This window comes from Pseudoalteromonas 'SMAR', from assembly GCF_048515945.1.
Taxonomy (GTDB): domain Bacteria; phylum Pseudomonadota; class Gammaproteobacteria; order Enterobacterales; family Alteromonadaceae; genus Pseudoalteromonas.
Genome location: NZ_JBLWMW010000021.1, coordinates 1 through 18095, shown reverse-complemented (window position 1 = coordinate 18095; position 18095 = coordinate 1). Strand labels below are relative to the sequence as shown.

The 18095-nt window shown below is 47.6% G+C and carries 12 protein-coding genes; 11 read left to right on the top strand and 1 reads right to left on the bottom strand.

Annotation, left to right across the window (positions count from 1 at the left end; translation table 11 throughout):
• Positions 1-4 precede the first annotated feature (4 nt).
• The 6 genes from murC to lpxC all read left to right on the top strand — a co-directional run bounded on the left by murC (position 5) and on the right by lpxC (position 6639).
• Positions 5-1438, top strand: a complete 1434-nt coding sequence (gene murC, locus ACNKW2_RS10325; RefSeq protein WP_419148482.1) for a UDP-N-acetylmuramate--L-alanine ligase — start codon at positions 5-7, stop codon at positions 1436-1438.
• Positions 1435-2346 (top strand): D-alanine--D-alanine ligase, encoded by a 912-nt coding sequence (locus tag ACNKW2_RS10320; RefSeq protein WP_419148481.1) that lies wholly within the window; start codon positions 1435-1437, stop codon positions 2344-2346. The genes murC and ACNKW2_RS10320 overlap by 4 nt, the downstream gene beginning before the upstream one ends.
• A 1-nt stretch (position 2347) precedes the next feature.
• On the top strand, positions 2348-3133 hold the full coding sequence (locus ACNKW2_RS10315; protein WP_419148480.1) for a cell division protein FtsQ/DivIB: 786 nt from the start codon (positions 2348-2350) through the stop codon (positions 3131-3133).
• Positions 3130-4362, top strand: a complete 1233-nt coding sequence (ftsA, locus tag ACNKW2_RS10310) for a cell division protein FtsA (protein WP_336567533.1) — start codon at positions 3130-3132, stop codon at positions 4360-4362. Before ACNKW2_RS10315 ends, ftsA begins: the two co-directional genes overlap by 4 nt.
• Before the next feature lie 21 nt (positions 4363-4383).
• On the top strand, positions 4384-5628 hold the full coding sequence (gene ftsZ / locus ACNKW2_RS10305; RefSeq protein WP_419148479.1) for a cell division protein FtsZ: 1245 nt from the start codon (positions 4384-4386) through the stop codon (positions 5626-5628).
• 87 nt (positions 5629-5715) lie between these two features.
• Entirely contained in the window at positions 5716-6639 is a 924-nt protein-coding gene (gene lpxC, locus ACNKW2_RS10300) for a UDP-3-O-acyl-N-acetylglucosamine deacetylase (RefSeq protein ID WP_419148478.1), read from the top strand.
• A gap of 68 nt (positions 6640-6707) precedes the next feature.
• Here the strand turns inward: lpxC and ACNKW2_RS10295 are convergent, their stop codons facing one another.
• Complete coding sequence (locus ACNKW2_RS10295) at positions 6708-7187, bottom strand: DUF721 domain-containing protein (protein WP_419148477.1); 480 nt, start codon at positions 7185-7187, stop codon at positions 6708-6710.
• Positions 7188-7541: 354 nt separating this feature from the next.
• On the opposite strand from ACNKW2_RS10295, the gene secA reads away from it, so the two are divergent.
• The 5 genes from secA (at position 7542) to nagP (ending at position 17848) form a co-directional block, all read left to right on the top strand.
• Positions 7542-10250 carry a preprotein translocase subunit SecA gene (gene secA / locus ACNKW2_RS10290; protein WP_419148476.1) on the top strand — a complete coding sequence of 903 codons (2709 nt, stop codon included), beginning with the start codon at positions 7542-7544 and terminating at the stop codon, positions 10248-10250.
• A 60-nt stretch (positions 10251-10310) separates the two neighbouring features.
• Positions 10311-10703 (top strand): 8-oxo-dGTP diphosphatase MutT, encoded by a 393-nt coding sequence (gene mutT, locus ACNKW2_RS10285; RefSeq protein ID WP_419148475.1) that lies wholly within the window; start codon positions 10311-10313, stop codon positions 10701-10703.
• A gap of 205 nt (positions 10704-10908) precedes the next feature.
• Positions 10909-12981: a M13 family metallopeptidase gene (locus ACNKW2_RS10280; RefSeq protein WP_419148474.1), complete on the top strand. Its 2073-nt coding sequence runs from the start codon at positions 10909-10911 to the stop codon at positions 12979-12981.
• 768 nt (positions 12982-13749) lie between these two features.
• Entirely contained in the window at positions 13750-16332 is a 2583-nt protein-coding gene (locus ACNKW2_RS10275) for a family 20 glycosylhydrolase (RefSeq protein WP_419148473.1), read from the top strand.
• A 223-nt stretch (positions 16333-16555) separates the two neighbouring features.
• Positions 16556-17848, top strand: coding sequence for an N-acetylglucosamine MFS transporter NagP (nagP, locus tag ACNKW2_RS10270; RefSeq protein ID WP_419148472.1), 1293 nt, complete (start codon positions 16556-16558; stop codon positions 17846-17848).
• Positions 17849-18095 lie beyond the last annotated feature (247 nt).

Here is an 18095-nt window from a genome sequence, read left to right as displayed (position 1 = left end):
CCAGATGGAAGCTTCGAGCAGAAGAGCAATGCGACGTATCAACACCATCCATTTAATTGGTATTGGTGGTGCTGGTATGAGCGGCATTGCTGAAGTACTGGCCTTTGAAGGTTACCGTATTACCGGCTCAGACATAGCCAATAGCGCCATGACAGAAAGGCTGAGCAACATGGGGGCGACCATCTTTATTGGTCATAAGGCCGACAACGTCGCCCAGGCGGATGTAGTGGTGGTCTCCAGCGCCATCGATGAGCAAAACCCGGAAATTCAAGCGGCCAAAGCCAACCGCATTCCCATTGTGCGCCGCGCTGAGATGCTGGCGGAATTAATGCGTTTTCGCCACGGCATTGCGGTGGCCGGCACCCATGGCAAAACCACCACAACCAGTTTAATTGCCAGCATTTTTGCTCAGGCGGAGCTTGACCCTACCTTTATTATTGGCGGCTTGCTCAACAGTGCTGGCAGTAATGCCAAAGTTGGTAAAAGTGAGTATCTCATTGCCGAAGCCGATGAAAGCGATGCTTCTTTTTTGCATCTGCAACCTATGGTGTCTGTGGTCACTAACATCGAAGAAGATCATATGGATACCTACGATGGTGACTTGGAAAAAATGAAAGACACCTACGTGGAGTTTATTCACAATCTGCCGTTTTATGGTTTAGCGGTGGTGTGTGTCGACTCAGAGGTGGCCAGAGAGTTATTGCCACGCTTTGCTAGACCCACCATTACCTATGGTGAAGCCGAAGATGCCGATTACAGGCTATGCGACTTTAGCCAAGATCAAAGCCAATCGCACTTTCGGGTATGCAGCAAAGATGGCGACGACATCACAGTAACGCTAAACATGCCTGGTAAGCACAATGCCCTGAATGCCGTAGCTGCCATTGCGGTGGCCAAAGATCATGGCATTAGTAATGAGGCTATTTTGCAAGCGCTAGAGAATTTTGAAGGCGTTGGCCGCCGTTTCCAACATTATGGCAGCTTTAATAATGAAGTAGGCGAAGTGATGTTGGTTGATGACTATGGTCACCACCCATCGGAAGTGGACATGACCATCAAAGCGGCAAAATCGGGCTGGCCCGATAAGCGTTTGGTGATGATTTATCAGCCGCACCGCTATAGCCGCACCCGAGATTTGTACGAAGATTTTGTCAAAGTCCTCTGCGATGTTGATAAGTTATTGTTGTTAGATGTCTACAGTGCCGGTGAAGCACCGATTGTCGGGGCCGATAGCAAAAGCTTATGCCGAAGCCTGCGCCAGCGCGGTGTGGAGCCTATTCATATTAGCGACCATGCGGAATTGGCAAAAGTATTGGCCAACACCATGCAAGATGGCGATTTAGTGCTGACCCAAGGGGCTGGCAACATTGGTAAAATAGTGAAACAGTTGGCCGCGACTAAGCTTTCAGTGGCGCAGTTGCAACAGAGTGAGTTATGAACAAGCAGTTTGGAAAAGTAGCGGTATTGTTAGGTGGCAGCTCAGCTGAGCGCGAGGTGTCATTAAAATCTGGCCAAGCGGTATTAAATGCCCTAGTGGATGAAGGTGTGGATGCCATTGCCTTCGACCCCGCAGAGCGTAACCTTTGGCAGCTAAAAGAGCTTGGCGTTGACCGAGTGTTCATTGCCTTACATGGGCGTGGCGGTGAGGATGGCACCATTCAAGGGGCGTTAGAGTTTATGGGCTTGCCTTACACCGGCAGTGGGGTGTTAGGCAGTGCTTTAGCCATGGACAAAGTGCGTTGTAAGCACTTATTCCAATCAGCGAAGTTAAGCACCGCACCGTATGCTGTGGTAAGCAAAGCCGCAGGCTTTGATGCTAAAGCTTTGATTGCGCAATTCGGTAAAGTAATGGTCAAGCCAAGTCATGAGGGCTCGAGCATTGGTATGGCACAGGCAGACAGTGAGCAAAGCTTAACTGCGGCGCTGAATAATGCCTTTAAGTTTGACGAACACGTGCTAGTAGAGCAGTGGATCACCGGGCGTGAATTTACCGTGTCTATGTTAGGCAAAACGCCGCTGCCGGTGATTGAAATGCGCACACCACGTGGCTTTTATGATTATGAGGCAAAGTACCAAACCAACAGTACCGAATATTATTGCCCGGCGGAGTTGAGTGCTGCCCACACTGAGCAGTTACAAATTATGGCCAAGCATGCCTTTGAGTTGGTTGGTGCCACCGGTTGGGGCCGAGTGGATGCCATGCAAGATGAGCAAGGACACTTTTATTTATTAGAAGTGAACACCGTACCTGGGATGACGGAAAAGTCACTGGTACCGCTTGCGGCGAAAGCCACCGGCGTAACTTTTGCACAATTAGTGGTTCGCATTTTGGAGCAAACGCTTTAATATGCGAGCATTTTTAGCAAAGACAAAGCACCTCAGTGGTAAAGTGAACTGGCCATTGTTTTGGGGGTTAAGCTTTTTCTTTGTGGTGGTGTTTAGTTTAGTAAAGGGGACTTTTTGGGTCAGTGATTGGTTAGTCGAACATCACGATGCGCAAATCAAGACGTTGAAAGTATTAGGTAAACCCCATTACACTGCAGAACATGACATTGTAACGGCGATAAAAACGGCCGATTTAAATAGCTTTTTTGAACTGGATGTTAAGGCAGTTCATCAAGCGGTATTAGCGTTACCTTGGGTGGCGAGTGTCTCGGTAAGAAAGCAGTGGCCCGACACCCTGCAGGTGTATGTGGTAGAACATACGCCAGTGGCGCATTGGAATAGCGACCTGTTACTCAATGAAGCAGGCGAAGTGTTTCAAGCGCGCAGCAATAAACTGCCCGAGGGGCTGCCAGAGTTATATGGCCCGGAAGGCAGTGCCGAGGAAGCTTGGCAAACGTTTCAACAATTTAAAGCCTTGTTAGCGGTGAATCAATTCACCCTAGATAGTTTGGCACTGTCCGAGCGATTTGCTTGGCAATTGTGGCTCGACAACGGCATTCGCCTCAATTTAGGGCGCGAAGACAAGGCCCAGCGGGTACAGCGATTTATTGATGTTTACCCGCGCATGGACCGCCCTGAAGGCAAGGTAGTCGATGTGGTGGATTTACGCTATGACACGGGACTGGCGGTGAGCTGGAAAGCGGCTCCCGAGCAGCAACAACAACAAAATAACAAGAGTGAAGCATGACAAAGTCGGCAGAAAGAAACTTAGTGATTGGATTAGATGTAGGCACATCTAAGGTTGTCGCCACGGTAGGGGAGATCACGGCAGACAATCAGCTTAGTATCGTCGGCGTTGGCCGCCAAGAATCCCATGGCATGGATAAAGGCGGAGTAAACGATTTAGATTTGGTGTCGGAGTCGATTAAACGCGCCATCGATGAAGCCGAGCTAATGGCCGATTGCCGTATAAGCTCGGTGTATTTGGGCATTTCTGGCAAACATATCCAGTGCCAAAACGAGACTGGGGTGGTCGCCATTAACAATGCCGAAGTCACCGATGATGATATTGCCAATGTCATTCACATTGCCCGCTCGGTGCCAATGTCGGCTGAGCGGAAAATGCTGCACTCATTGCCACAAGAATACAGCATCGATATGCAAGAGGGGATAAAAAACCCATTAGGCATGAGCGGGGTGAGAATGGAAGCCAAAGCCCATATCATTACCTGCTCCAACGACATGGCGAAAAACATTGAAAAATGCGTCGAGCGCTGTGGCTTACAAGTGGACCAATTGACTTTCAATGCGCTGGCATCGTGTTACTCGGTATTGACCGACGATGAAAAAGAACTCGGAGTGGCGGTGCTGGACATTGGCGGTGGCACCATGGACATTGCAATTTACATCAATGGTGCATTACGTCACACTGCGGTGATCCCAGTGGCGGGAAATCAGGTAACCGGCGATATTGCAAAAATATTCCGCACTCCTATCTCCCATGCCGAGTCTTTGAAGGTACAATATGCCTTTGCGTCGAGCCAAATGGCCTCAAGCGAAGAAACCATAGAAGTGCCCAGTGTCGGTGGTCGACCGGCTCGGGTGATGTCACGACACACCTTATCAGAGGTGGTGGAGCCGCGTTTTAGAGAGCTCTTTGAATTAGCCAAAGAAGAGCTGCGTCGCTCTGGTTTTGAAGATCAAATTGCCGCGGGTTTAGTGCTAACCGGTGGCAGCGCCAAAATGAAAGGCGCTCAAGAAGTAGCGGAAGATATCTTCCAAATGCCTGTTCGAGTGGGCAACCCAGTAGGTATTAAAGGGTTAACAGATTATGTAGATGACCCTGCATACGCAACAGCGGTCGGTTTGTTACAATATGGCCGTTCGCTGCAATCGATGAATGCACAGAAGTCGAAAGCAGATGCAGAGGGAAGTTGGTGGAACCGCGTAACTAAGTGGTTTCAAGGCGAGTTTTAGTACTCAAGTCGGAGAGTAAAGATGTTTGATATTATGGAACAGCACAGCGAAGAAGCTGTTATTAAAGTCATCGGTGTCGGTGGCGGTGGTGGTAACGCCGTAGAACACATGGTGAACCAGGAAATTGAAGGCGTACGATTTATCGTAGCCAATACCGATGCTCAGGCACTGCGCCGCTCATCGGCAGATGTCACGGTACAGCTAGGGACTCAGATCACTTCAGGTCTTGGTGCCGGTGCTAACCCAGAAGTGGGTAAAAGCGCCGCTGAAGAAGACATCGAAACCATTAAGAGCAGCCTCGAAGGCGCCGACATGGTCTTTATCGCTGCCGGTATGGGCGGTGGTACCGGTACAGGTGCGGCACCGGTAGTGGCTCGCGTTGCCAAAGAGTTAGGCATTTTAACCGTGGCCGTGGTCACTCGCCCATTTGACCTTGAAGGCAAAAAGCGTATGGCCGCAGCCGAGCAAGGCATTAGTGAATTGTCAGAAATTGTTGATTCATTAATTACTATTCCGAACAATAAATTGCTTAAAGTATTAGGCAAAGGCACTACACTGCTAGATGCGTTCGCCAAAGCCAATGACGTACTTTATGGTGCGGTACAGGGTATCGCTGAGCTTATTACGCGTTCTGGTTTGATCAATGTCGACTTTGCCGACGTAAGAACAGTGATGTCGGCGATGGGCACGGCAATGATGGGCACGGCTTCTGCCACTGGCCCAGACAGAGCGCAAGAGGCGGCGGAAGCGGCCATTTCTAGCCCGCTGCTAGAAGACGTGGACTTAACCGGTGCCAAAGGCATTTTGGTTAACATCACCGCTGGTATGGATATCACCATCGAAGAGTTTGAAGTGGTCGGTAACCACGTTAAAGCGCTGGCGTCTGAAAACGCCACTGTGGTGGTGGGTGCCGTGATTGACCCAGAAATGAGTGAAGAGCTCCGCGTGACGGTAGTGGCCACGGGTCTTGGTGGAGATCGTCGTCCGCAGTTTGGTATTGTTGATAACGGCTTGCAGCAAGCGTCAGGTTCTGATGCTGGCACCGGCTCGCAGTCAAGCTCGCAAACTAGCATGTACGTACCTAGCTTTACGCAGCCGCAAACCGCAGCACCAGAGAGCGCAGCGAAAAGCGAGACGCCAGAGCCAAAAGCGCAAGAGGCTAAGCCGCAGCCATCAAGCTCGACGGCAAGCAGCGACAAGGGTGATAGCAAAGAAAAAGGCGACTACTTCGATATTCCGGCTTTCTTACGTAAACAGTCAGACTAAAGTCGGTATAAAATTTAAACAAAGATTGGCAGTTTGGCGGATTTGTGATACACTCCGCCGCCTATCTGAAATTAAGTGGGCAAGTCTATGATTAAACAACGTACGATTGCACAAGTCGTTAAAGCCACAGGTGTAGGTTTACACAAAGGTGAAAAGGTCACGATCACTCTCCGACCAGCTGGTGTGAATACAGGTGTTGTATTTCGCCGCGTGGATCTAGACCCAGTTGTTGACTTTGAAACAACGCCAGAAGCTGTGGGCGACACGCAATTGTGTACTTGTTTAACCAATAAAGACGGCGTACGTCTGTCGACCACGGAGCATTTGATTGCGGCCGTTGCAGCATTAGGTATCGATAACCTAATCGTTGAGCTCGACAGCGCCGAAGTGCCTATTATGGATGGCAGTGCATTGCCATTCATCTACTTAATTCAAAAAGGCGGCATTGAAGAGCAAAGCGCGGCCAAGCGCTTTATTCGCATTAAAGAAAAAGTGCGCGTCGAAGATGGCGATAAGTGGGCTGAGATCACCCCTTATGATGGTTTTCATATCGATTTTGAAATCGACTTTGACCACCCAGCAATCAATGCCAGTCGTCAACGCATTGGCTTAGATATTACTGCACAAAGCTTCACTGAAGAGATCAGCCGTGCGCGTACCTTTGGCTTTATGCGCGATATCGAATACATGCACGCTAATAACCTAGCCCTCGGTGGCAGCATGGACAACGCCGTGGTGTTGGATCAGTTTAAGGTGCTAAACCCAGACGGTTTGCGCTACAACGACGAGTTCGTTAAACACAAGATTTTAGACTGTGTTGGTGACATGTTTATGGCAGGACACAACATCTTGGGTAAAATCAGCTGTTATAAGTCGGGCCATGGTTTAAACAACATGTTGTTGCGTCAGATTATGGCAACCGAGTCGGCGTGGGAATGGGCCACCTTTGACGAGCCAGTGAGCATGCCTGCACCAGGTATGGAAGCTGGAGTTAAAACGGCTTCGGCATAGTAGCCAATAACTGAATTTGAAAAAAATGGCGCATTAGCGCCATTTTTTGTGGCTGCGATTTAGCAAAGCTATTGCTTGTCGTCGGCGTGCTTGGCGAGCTTTTCTAATTTCGCTTTTAGCGAGGGCGGGGCCGATTCTGCTAAGGATAGTAAGTGTGCGGCAGTGGCGGCACTCATGGTGCGGTTGCTGCGATAGCTTGATTTTGGCGCTTCAATTTTATTACTTAAGCGTTGTTGCGCCTCGGGGTTGGTGGTGATTTTCACCATAGTGCAATCGTGCAGGCCGACTTGGCGAAAGGCGCTAAGTAAATCCATTTTTAAAAAGTTAAGTCGCGTTGCTAAGGTGGCTGAAGCCGCTTCGATGGTCAGCACGCCATCACGAAAATGCGCCACTCGGCACTTTTTGCTTAGCACTGGCCCTAAGGTGTCTGCCAGGCAGGTTTGTAACTGCTCGGCTTGGGCACTGGTTTGGCCATATTGGCTGAGCTTATCAGACCAACCACCCATGACTTCATTGAGTGGTTTGGGGTTGTAACGATTTTTAGTCACAGAGTTACGTCCTATCGCTTGAAAAACATCACTAACAACGCCATATCAAACACAGTATAACAGACAGCAAGCAGTATTATTGACACTTGTCTTGCTATTTCTCGCCTCACCGCACCACTTTGTTGCAAATGAGCAAGGTATTATTTGCTCAATAAGGTTTGCAGAAAAAAAGAGTCTGGTATGATAGGGCATTATTTTAACTCGGCAATGACAATAAGCCACTTCCTAAATTGGCAAAATTTAAAACCGTAATTTAGGAACGTCTTTAGTCGCCAACAGGACAAGTGCGACCCAGCAACAAACATACTGACTGAGTAGTTTGGGTCAGCCAACACAGAGTGAAACGGTTTAAACATGTTAGCTAATATTTTTACCAAGATTTTTGGTAGTCGTAATGATCGCACCATCAAAAACCTACGAAAAACGGTCGCCCTCATCAATGCCCTAGAAGAACAATATGGCAAGCTAAGCGACGAAGAACTAAAACAAAAAACCAGCGAATTTAAACAGCGCATTGAGCAAGGCAGCAGTTTAGATGACATATTACCAGAGGCGTTCGCTACTGTGCGTGAAGCATCAAAGCGCGTATTTGGAATGCGTCATTTCGATGTTCAAATGATTGGTGGTATGGTGTTGCACCAAGGCCGTATTTCAGAAATGCGTACCGGTGAAGGTAAAACCTTAACGGCAACATTGCCAGCCTACCTGAATGGTCTATCGGGTAAAGGCGTTCACATTATTACTGTGAACGATTACCTGGCTAAGCGTGATGCTGAAACCAACCGTCCACTGTTTGAATTTTTAGGCTTAACTGTTGGCTGTAACGTGCCGGGTATGATGCCACAGCAAAAGAAACAAGCGTACGAAGCCGACATCACTTATGGTACCAACAACGAATTTGGTTTTGACTACCTGCGCGACAACATGGCGTTTAGCATCGAAGAACGTGTGCAGCGCCCACTTAACTACGCGGTAGTGGATGAAGTGGATTCCATCTTAATTGATGAAGCCAGAACACCACTGATCATTTCTGGTCCTGCTGAAGACAGCTCAGAGCTGTACACCGAAATCAATAAAATCGTACCAGAGCTTGAACTGCAAGAAAAAGAAGACGAAGAAGGCGTTGAAGGCGACGGCGATTTCACTATTGATGAAAAGAGCAAGCAAGTTCACCTTACCGAGCGCGGCCAAGTTAAAGTAGAAGAACTACTAACCCAGCGCGGCTTAATTGAGGAAGGCGATTCACTGTATTCTGCCGGTAACATCTCACTACTAAGTCATGTTTACGCAGCCCTGCGTGCACACAAGTTGTACCAAAAAGACGTCGACTACGTAGTTAAAGAAAACGAAGTTATCATTGTTGATGAGCACACTGGTCGTACTATGGAGGGCCGTCGTTGGTCGGAAGGTTTACACCAAGCGGTGGAAGCCAAAGAAGGGGTGCGCATTCAAAACGAAAACCAAACCCTGGCTTCGATCACCTTCCAGAACTACTTCCGTTTATACAACAAGCTGGCGGGTATGACAGGTACTGCCGACACTGAAGCGTTTGAGTTCCAGTCGATTTACGGCTTAGATACGGTGGTTATTCCAACCAACAAACCTATGGTTCGTGATGATCGCGCTGATTTAGTGTACCTTACTCAAGAAGAAAAATTCGAAGCCATTCTTGCCGACATTCGCGATTGCCAAGAACGCGGTCAGCCAGTACTTGTGGGTACGGTATCGATTGAAAGCTCAGAGTATTTATCACACTTCTTGCGTAAAGAAAAAATTGACCACAACGTTCTGAACGCCAAATTCCATGCCCAAGAAGCAGACATCATCGCCGACGCGGGCTTACCTGGTAAAGTGACTATTGCCACCAACATGGCTGGTCGTGGTACCGATATTGTCCTTGGGGGTAACTGGCAGTCAGAAGTAGAAAAACTCGACAACCCAAGCGAAGAAAAAATTGCTGAGATCAAGGCCGAGTGGCAGAAGCGCCACGACGCGGTACTTGAATCAGGTGGTTTGCACATCATTGGTACTGAACGTCACGAATCACGTCGTATCGATAATCAGCTCCGTGGTCGTTCTGGTCGTCAGGGGGATGCTGGCTCGAGCCGTTTCTATCTGTCAATGGACGATCCATTGATGCGTATTTTTGCCGGTGAGCGCATGACCAACATGATGCGTAAACTCGGTATGCAACGTGGTGAAGCCATTGAGCACCCGTGGGTAAACCGTGCCATTGAAAACGCCCAGCGTAAAGTAGAGGCGCGTAACTTCGATATTCGTAAGCAGCTACTTGAGTACGATGACGTGGCTAACGATCAACGTAAGGTGGTTTACGAGCAGCGTAATGAACTACTGGAAGAAGGTGATATTTCAGAAACCATCACCGCCATCCGTGAAGATGTCTTGAATGGTGCCATTGACCAGTATATTCCACCGCAAAGCTTGGCTGAGATGTGGGATATTCCGGCACTGGAAGAGCGCCTGAAAAACGACTTCCATGTTGAGCTGCCTATTGCCAAGTGGCTAGAAGAAGACAGCAAGCTGTACGAAGAAGTATTGCGTGAGCGCATTGTTGAAGAAGTTGCAAAGGCTTATAAGCAAAAAGAAGAGATGGTTGGCGCCGATGTCCTCCGTCACTTCGAAAAAGCGGTGATGCTACAGAGCTTAGATCAGCACTGGAAAGATCACTTAGCTGCCATGGATCACCTGCGTCAAGGTATTCACCTGCGTGGTTATGCGCAAAAGAATCCTAAGCAAGAGTATAAGCGTGAGTCATTTGAACTGTTCTCACAAATGCTGGAAAACCTTAAAATCGACGTGGTTGGCGTATTGAGCAAAGTGCAAGTACGCGCCGAAGAAGACGTTGAAAAAGTGGAACAACAGCACCGCAAGAGCGAGCAAGCACCACGTGAATACCAACACGAAGAAGCTGAGCGCGTAGGTGGTGAAACACCGGAGGGCGCGGTAGTGGCCTCGCGCACTGAGCCTAAAGTGGGCCGTAATGAGCCATGCCCGTGTCAGTCAGGTAAAAAATACAAGCAGTGCTGCGGTAAGTTAAAATAAAGCTTACCCGGCCACGAACAACGAAAAAGCGACGTAAGTCGCTTTTTTTATGGAGTGATGATGAGCAAAAAAAGAGTAGAAGTTGCCGTTGGCGTAATTATGAGGCAGCAGCAGGTGTTTGTCTGTTTACGCAATCAAGCACAACACCAAGGCGGTTTGTGGGAATTTCCAGGTGGTAAAATAGAGCCTGGTGAGAGCGTATTTCATGCCCTTCAACGTGAGCTAAAAGAGGAAGTGGCCATTGATATCGCCAGTTCAACCGAGCTGATGCGCATTGAGCACGACTATGGTGATAAGTCGGTGTGTTTGCATATTCACAGCGTGACTGAGTTTAGCGGTGAGCCTCACGGCGCGGAAGGGCAAGCCTCGAAGTGGGTGGCGATTGCTGCCTTGCACGAGTTGGATTTCCCCGCGGCCAATGTTGCTATTGTGGAAAAACTGCAACAAGGGTAAATGTCTGACAAACTTTGTTACCAAATGATGGACTTTGGAGCGTAGCCAGTGCTGCGCTCACTCCGTAAAATAGTGAACAGTCACTAACGTGTTTGGCTGGTACACGGAGGAACAGCAAAACTGTTCAATTACCTGGGACTGTGCCAGTATGGATACGCAATAACACGAACAATAACTCAAGCATAAACTCTTTTCAGGGGAAGTTATGAAGAATATATCACTCACTGCCGCCAGCGTGGCGCTGGCGTTAGGGCTGCTTGGTTGTAGCGAACAGCCAAATACCCAGCAACAAAGCGTACAGAGCGAAGCCGAAGCACCAAAACAAACACTGAATTCAGGCATTGCACTGGCCAATATTGATGAGTCGGTAAGACCGCAAGATGACTTCTATTATCATGTTAATGGTAAATGGTTAGAAAAAACCAAGATCCCAGCAGATAAGTCAAACTACGGCTCGTTTACTCAGCTGTATGAAAACTCGCAAGAAGCGATGAAAAAAGTACTGGAAGATGCTGCAGCCAACGACAATGCTAAACCAGGCTCAGAAGAGCAAAAATTAGGTGCTTTTTATCAAAGCTATATGAATAAGGCGGCTCGTAATGAGCTGGGGGTAGAGCCAATTAAGCCATACCTTAATGAAATTCAAGCCGTTGCAGATAAATCTGAATTACCAGCACTGCTGGCTAAAATGCGCTTATCGGGTGTTTCTACACCGTTTGCTTGGTACGTCAATAACGACGCCAAAAATTCAACAGAGAACGCCCTGTACATGTTCCAGTCTGGTTTAGGCCTACCTGACCGTGACTACTACCTTAAAGACAGCGAAAAGTTTGAAAAAATTCGTCAACAATACTTTGACTACATTGCTCAAAGCTTAGGCAAAGTGGGGGTAGAAAAACCAGGTGAAGCGGCGCGTGGTATTCTTGAACTAGAAACCAAGCTTGCCGAAGCGCAGTGGACTCGAGTTGAAAGCCGAGACGCCACCAAAACCTATAACAAGATGACGATCGCTGAGTTTAATCAGCTGATGCCAAGCTTTGATGCGGCAGCGTTGCTACAAAATCTTGGCCTCAATACCGATGAAATTATTGTTAGCCAGCCGAGCTTCTTCGAAGAGCTATCTGAGGTAATGGCTAACACTGACCTTAAGGTATGGCAAGACTATCTAACTTTCCACTTTACTAATGACTACGCAGAGCTCCTTAGCGATGACATGGTGGACTTGAAGTTTGGCTTCTTTGGTAAAACCTTAAAGGGCATTGAAGAGCAAGCGCCAACGTGGAAAAAAGCGGTGGATGCCAGTAATAGCGTACTGGGCGAAATGCTCGGTAAGATTTACGTCAAAGAGTACTTCCCACCAGAAGCCAAAGCGCGCATGGAAGAGCTGGTTGATAATCTTATTAAAGGCTTCGATCAAGCCATTGACGGCCTTGAGTGGATGAGCGCCGAAACCAAGGTAGCGGCGAAAGAAAAGCTCAATAAATTTACACCGAAAATTGGTTACCCTGATAAGTGGAAAGATTATTCTTCACTGGAAATAAATCCAGACGATCTGGTTGGCAACTACATTCGTTACAGCCGCTTTGCCAACCAAGAAATGGCAGACAAGCTAGGTAAGCCGGTGGATCGCAGTGAATGGTTTATGACACCACAAACAGTGAATGCTTACTACAACCCAGTGAACAACGAGATCGTTTTCCCAGCGGCGATTTTACAACCGCCATTCTTTAACTTAGAAGCAGACGATGCCGTTAACTATGGTGCCATCGGTGCGGTGATTGGTCACGAACTGGGCCATGGTTTTGACGACCAAGGGGCAAAATACGACGGTGATGGCAACCTGCGTAATTGGTGGAGCGAGTCTGATCTTGAGCAGTTTGAAGCGCGCAGTAAAAAGCTGGTCGAGCAGTTTAACCAATTTAAGCCATTTGACGATGCTGCCGTGAATGGTGAGCTTACCCTAGGTGAAAACATTGGAGACTTAGGCGGCTTAACGGTAGCCTACAAGGCGTACCAAATTTCGCTAGAGGGCGAAAAGGCTCCAGTGATTGATGGTTACACCGGTGAGCAACGCTTCTTTATGGGGTGGTCGCAAATTTGGCGCCGTAAATATCGCGATGAAGAATTGCGTAACCGCCTAATGACCGACCCTCACTCACCCAGTCACTACCGCGTCATTGGCGTATTACCTAACATGCCAGAGTTCTACGAGGCATTTGACGTCAAAGAAGGCGACAAGATGTATTTGAAGCCGGAAGACCGCGTTAAAATTTGGTAATCATCCACGCCAAATAATAACCCTAAAAAGCCACGGTCTACCGTGGCTTTTTACTTTGTTATCCAAACCCCAATATTTCGACACTCCAAACGTACTCCCGTCACTATGACCTCCAATATTTCGACACCCTGAACTTGATTCAGGGTCCATTGGGTCCGCGGAATAAATCCGCGGCTACAAAGTTCGTCACCCTGAACTTGATTCAGGGTCCATCTCGAACTTCGCGCTGCTCTCACCATAGGCTCCGTATCAAGCTCTGAGAGATCCCGACATAAAGCCGGTCCCACAAGAGGTGTAGGCGCGATTTTATATCGCGATTTTTTTCATGGTTTTACATCATGCTGAGAGATCCCGACATAAAGCCGGTCCCACAAGAGGTGTAGGCGCGATTTCATATCGCGATTTTTTTCATGGTTTTACATCATGCTGAGAGATCCCGACATAAAGCCGGTCCCACAAGAGGTGTAGGCGCGATTTCATATCGCGATTGTTTTCATGGTTTTACATCATGCTAAGAGATCCCGGCATAAAGCCGGCCCCACAAGAGAGGTGTAGGCGCGATTTTACATCGCGACCATTGCAAATGGTTTCATATTGAACCTATTTACCTATTGTGAATTGTCAATCTCAGACTATAACAACGCACGAGTTTCCCCAAGATGAAAAAATAATGATAGCGCTGTCATTTTAACTTTTATATGATGTTACTGAATAAAAAATGATTAAATACAACTCGGGTGGAGTGAGTTTAGAAACTGGGAGTAAACCATGACAATAAAAACGACTTTGCTAGGCGCCATGCTCGCAGGCTATTCATTATGTAGCCACGCCGCATTAACTCAGCAGCAGCTCGACGATTTTACTAAGGCAACGCATTTTCAATTTGCAGTAGAAAGTAACTTTGGCAACAGTGCCGGTGGTTTTGACGGCAGCATAACCCTACGCAATGATTCCAGCGTCGGCCTACCTAAAGGTAAAAGCGATTGGCAAATTTATCTTCACTCTGTTCGCAATATCACCACAGGTAGCAGTAATGGCCTGCAGTTTGAGCACATTAATGGTGACTTGCACCGCATTACGCCAACTGCAGAGTTTCAAGGGCTAGCTCCAGGGCAACAGCTAAAGGTGCCATTTAAAGGCACTGCTTGGGTTGCCGCCTACACCGACTTTATGCCACGGGCATTTATGGTAGCGGGCGATAACACGCCGGCTATTTTCGCCAATACCGACAGTGAAGAGGTGCAAAATTTTATCGCGCCTATTGAGCGCGAAGAGCAACTAAAGCGCTATAACACCCCCACAGATTACACCAAAATTGCCAACGCCGAGCTTCGCTATGAACGCAATGCAGCAAACCACACGGTATCGAAACAAGAAGCACTGCGACGTATTATTCCTAAGCCTCAATTCATTGATTTTAATCGCGGCGACATCACCCTCGACCAAAGCTGGCAAATTCGTTTTGCTGGGCGCTTAAAATCCGAAGTGGCGGTATTTCAAGAAGACTTAAGCGAGTATGGTTTAACGCTTGAGGCAAAGCCGGATCATATTCCAGCAGGTGACCTACCTACTATCTACCTAAGTGTGGATGAAAATCTTGAGAGCTCAGTAAGTTCAGGAGCTTATAGCCTCGAAATAGACGATGACGTAGTCCGTATTGTGGGCATCGATAATGCCGGCGTATTTTACGGTATTCAAAGCTTGCTGGCGCTTTTCCCGGCCAATAACCAAGGCCAGATCAACGTGTCTCATGTAGAAATAAAAGATGAGCCCCGTTTTGATTGGCGTGGAATGCATTACGATAATGCCCGCAATTATCACGGCAAAGCGGCTTTATTTAAACTGCTTGAGCAAATGGCGCGCTACAAGCTCAACAAGTTCCACTGGCACTTTTCTGACGATGAAGGCTGGCGCTTAGAGATCCCAGGGCTCCCCGAGTTAACCGAGGTAGGTGGCCAGCGCTGCTTTGATTTACAAGAACGTGAATGCTTACTTACCCAGCTCGGCACTGGGCCATTTAAATCTGGCAGTGGTAATGGCTATTTATCGCGCAGCGACTTTATTGAACTACTGAAGTTTGCCCATGCCAGACACATTGAAATCATTCCCGAAATCGAAAGCCCAGGGCACGCACGGGCAGCCATTAAGTCGATGGAAGCGCGCTACCATAACCTGATGGCGGCAGGAAAACCCGAGCAGGCCAAAGCGTATTTACTAACCGATTTTGAAGACACCTCTGAATACTCTACGGTGCAATTCTATAATGATAATTCCATTAATGTGTGCCTCGACTCCACCTATGCCTTTATGGAAAAAGTGGTGTATGAGCTACAACAAATGTATCGCGAAGCGGGCACTTTATTAAAAACCGTACACTTTGGTGGCGATGAAGTAGGAAAAGGCTCTTGGACCGAGTCACCGGCTTGTAATGCACTGTTTGCGGTGGCAGATAATGGTGTTGCAGGACCGAGCGATCTTAAACCTTACTTTACCCAAAAAGTGGCTAAGTTACTGGATAAACGAGGGATCAGGCCAGCTGCTTGGGAAGATGGCCTAATGTATAACCGCACCACCACCTTTAAGCGCGACGAATTTCCTAACGCACAGTTTTTGGTGAACACCTGGGATAATATTTGGGAATGGGGGGTAGCCGACCGCGCTCACCGTTTTGCCAATAACGATTACCAAGTGATTTTATCTCATGGTACTCATTTATACTTTGATCACCCTTACGAGGCCCACCCAGAAGAGCGCGGTTACTATTGGGCAACACGTTACATTGATACCAAAAAAACCTTCTCTTATATGCCGGAGCATATTTACGCCAATGCCGACTACACTCGCAATCGTGAGCCCATAGAAAATCTTGAAGCCTTAGTTGGCCGTGCGCTTCCGGCGCTAGAAAAGCCAGAAAACATTCTCGGTGTACAAGGCCAAGTGTGGGGTGAAACCATCCGTACAGAAGCACAAGTCATGCGACTTATCTTCCCGCGTTTATTGTCGCTAGCAGAACGTGCTTGGCATAAAGCGTCATGGGAAGGCGAGCAACTGGATAGCGAGCAGCGTGATAAAGATTATTCACACTTTGCCGCGGCGCTGGCACTAAAGGAAATTCCTAAACTGCAAAACGATGGCATTCAACCGAACCTTCCGGTGCCGGGCGCTAAAGTGGTATTAGGCAAGCTAGAAGCCAATAGTGCCTTTCCATTTTTAGCCATTGAGGTGAGTGTGGATGGTGGTGAGTCATGGCAGCCATACACTGATCAGATGAGTGTTGATGATGCTAGCAAAGTACTACTAAGAACCCGCGCTGGAGCAAAAAACACCAGTCGAGTCACTGGGTTAAAGTAACCCTTTCGATCTTACTTATCGCAAAAAAGGGCTTTGGCCCTTTTTTAGTGATAATTTTGCTCAAATTCTAACTGGTAATGAAATAGTTTTTAACGTAAAGTTAAATGTCAGCGCTGTCATTTTTTGCAGTAATACCATTTTGCGTAATTGAGTAAGTAGTTAATCAGGATGGTATCAAATAACAATTATACCAAGGCCAAACAACAAGTAATGAGTTATCTTTATGGAAGCTACCGTGTCGAATACAACCAAACGAAGTAACGCTATCCCGATGGCGATAGTGGCCGCCATGTTCTTTATTCTGGGTTTTGTCACCTGGCTCAATGGCTCACTAATGCCATACCTTGAGCAAGTGCTAAAGCTCACCCCGTTTCAATCTTCATTTATTCTCTTTTCTTTTTATATTGCGGTAACGGTAACAGCGGTTCCGTCGGCGCTGGTGATCCGCAAAGTCGGTTATAAAAATGGTATGGCCATCGCTATTGCGATGATGATGTGTGCGGCTTTACTGTATATTCCGGCGGCAAAAACCCAAATGTTTGCGCTGTTTTTGTTTGCTCAGTTTACTATGGGAATTGGCCAAACCTTACTGCAAACTGCGGTTAACCCTTATGTGGTGCGTATTGGACCTGAAGAGTCGGCTGCGGTACGCGTGAGTATTATGGGGATCCTCAATAAAGGAGCCGGCATCGTTGCACCATTAGTGTTTACGGCTCTGGTTCTGAGCAACTTTACCGACATGGCTGGCAAAGAGTTAACTCAAGCCGACATCGACGCCATGGCCAATGGTTTAGTAGGCCCATATTTAGGACTTGCTGCCTTTATCGGCTTATTTGCGTTAGGAATTAAGTTTGCACCACTGCCTGAGCTTGAAGACGAACATGGCAACGAGGCGCATGGCTCGGTACGAGAAGCCTTACAGCACCCGAATCTTAAACTAGGTGTGATTGCGCTGTTTTTATACGTAGCCGTGGAAGTGATTGCAGGCGACACCATTGGCTCGTTTGCCCTGGCGCTCGGAGTAGAAAAGTACAGTGTGATGACGTCTTACACCATGGCGTGTATGGTTACAGGTTATATTTTAGGTATCCTTTTGATCCCACGAGTGATTTCTCAAGAAAAAGCACTGACCGCCTCAGCGGTATTAGGCGTACTGCTAACCTTAGCCATTTCCTTTGGCAGCCCAGAGTCATTTATTATTTCGGATTTATTTGGATTGAAACAATTACCTGATATTCTACTTATGGTTGCCATATTAGGTTTAGCCAACGCTATTATGTGGCCAGCCATTTGGCCCCTCGCATTATCTGGACTTGGCAAGCTAACCAGTGTAGGCTCAGGGTTATTGGTGATGGGAATTGCCGGCGGCGCATTTGGTCCAGTATTTTTGGGCCTAGCAAAAGGCACCTCAGGCACCGTAGAATCACAGCAAATAGCACACCTAGTGATGCTACCTTGCTACCTCTTTATTATCTTCTATGCGGTCAAAGGCCATAAAATAAAAAAGAAAGCATAGTTAGGTGATAACAGCATTTCTATGTAAGTAGAAATAATCCCGTGTGTGATGCCACCTGAATAAGGTGGCATTTTTTATGCCCAAACAACCTCCAACGCAATATAGAATCATAATAACCATCGCGATATAAAATCGCGCCTACACCTTTTTTGTGGGACCGGCTTTACGCCGGGATGTTTTATCGCAATATAAAATCGCGCCTACACCTTTTTTGTGGGACCGGCTTTACGCCGGGATGTTTTATCGC

What these genes read in the sequence shown, in the direction of transcription:
- murC (WP_419148482.1), top strand. Translation starts at nt 5, where the DNA reads ATGGAAGCTTCGAGCAGAAGAGCAATGCGACGTATCAACACCATCCAT.
- ACNKW2_RS10320 (WP_419148481.1), top strand. Translation starts at nt 1,435, where the DNA reads ATGAACAAGCAGTTTGGAAAAGTAGCGGTATTGTTAGGTGGCAGCTCA.
- ACNKW2_RS10315 (WP_419148480.1), top strand. Translation starts at nt 2,348, where the DNA reads ATGCGAGCATTTTTAGCAAAGACAAAGCACCTCAGTGGTAAAGTGAAC.
- ftsA (WP_336567533.1), top strand. Translation starts at nt 3,130, where the DNA reads ATGACAAAGTCGGCAGAAAGAAACTTAGTGATTGGATTAGATGTAGGC.
- ftsZ (WP_419148479.1), top strand. Translation starts at nt 4,384, where the DNA reads ATGTTTGATATTATGGAACAGCACAGCGAAGAAGCTGTTATTAAAGTC.
- lpxC (WP_419148478.1), top strand. Translation starts at nt 5,716, where the DNA reads ATGATTAAACAACGTACGATTGCACAAGTCGTTAAAGCCACAGGTGTA.
- secA (WP_419148476.1), top strand. Translation starts at nt 7,542, where the DNA reads ATGTTAGCTAATATTTTTACCAAGATTTTTGGTAGTCGTAATGATCGC.
- mutT (WP_419148475.1), top strand. Translation starts at nt 10,311, where the DNA reads ATGAGCAAAAAAAGAGTAGAAGTTGCCGTTGGCGTAATTATGAGGCAG.
- ACNKW2_RS10280 (WP_419148474.1), top strand. Translation starts at nt 10,909, where the DNA reads ATGAAGAATATATCACTCACTGCCGCCAGCGTGGCGCTGGCGTTAGGG.
- ACNKW2_RS10275 (WP_419148473.1), top strand. Translation starts at nt 13,750, where the DNA reads ATGACAATAAAAACGACTTTGCTAGGCGCCATGCTCGCAGGCTATTCA.
- nagP (WP_419148472.1), top strand. Translation starts at nt 16,556, where the DNA reads ATGGAAGCTACCGTGTCGAATACAACCAAACGAAGTAACGCTATCCCG.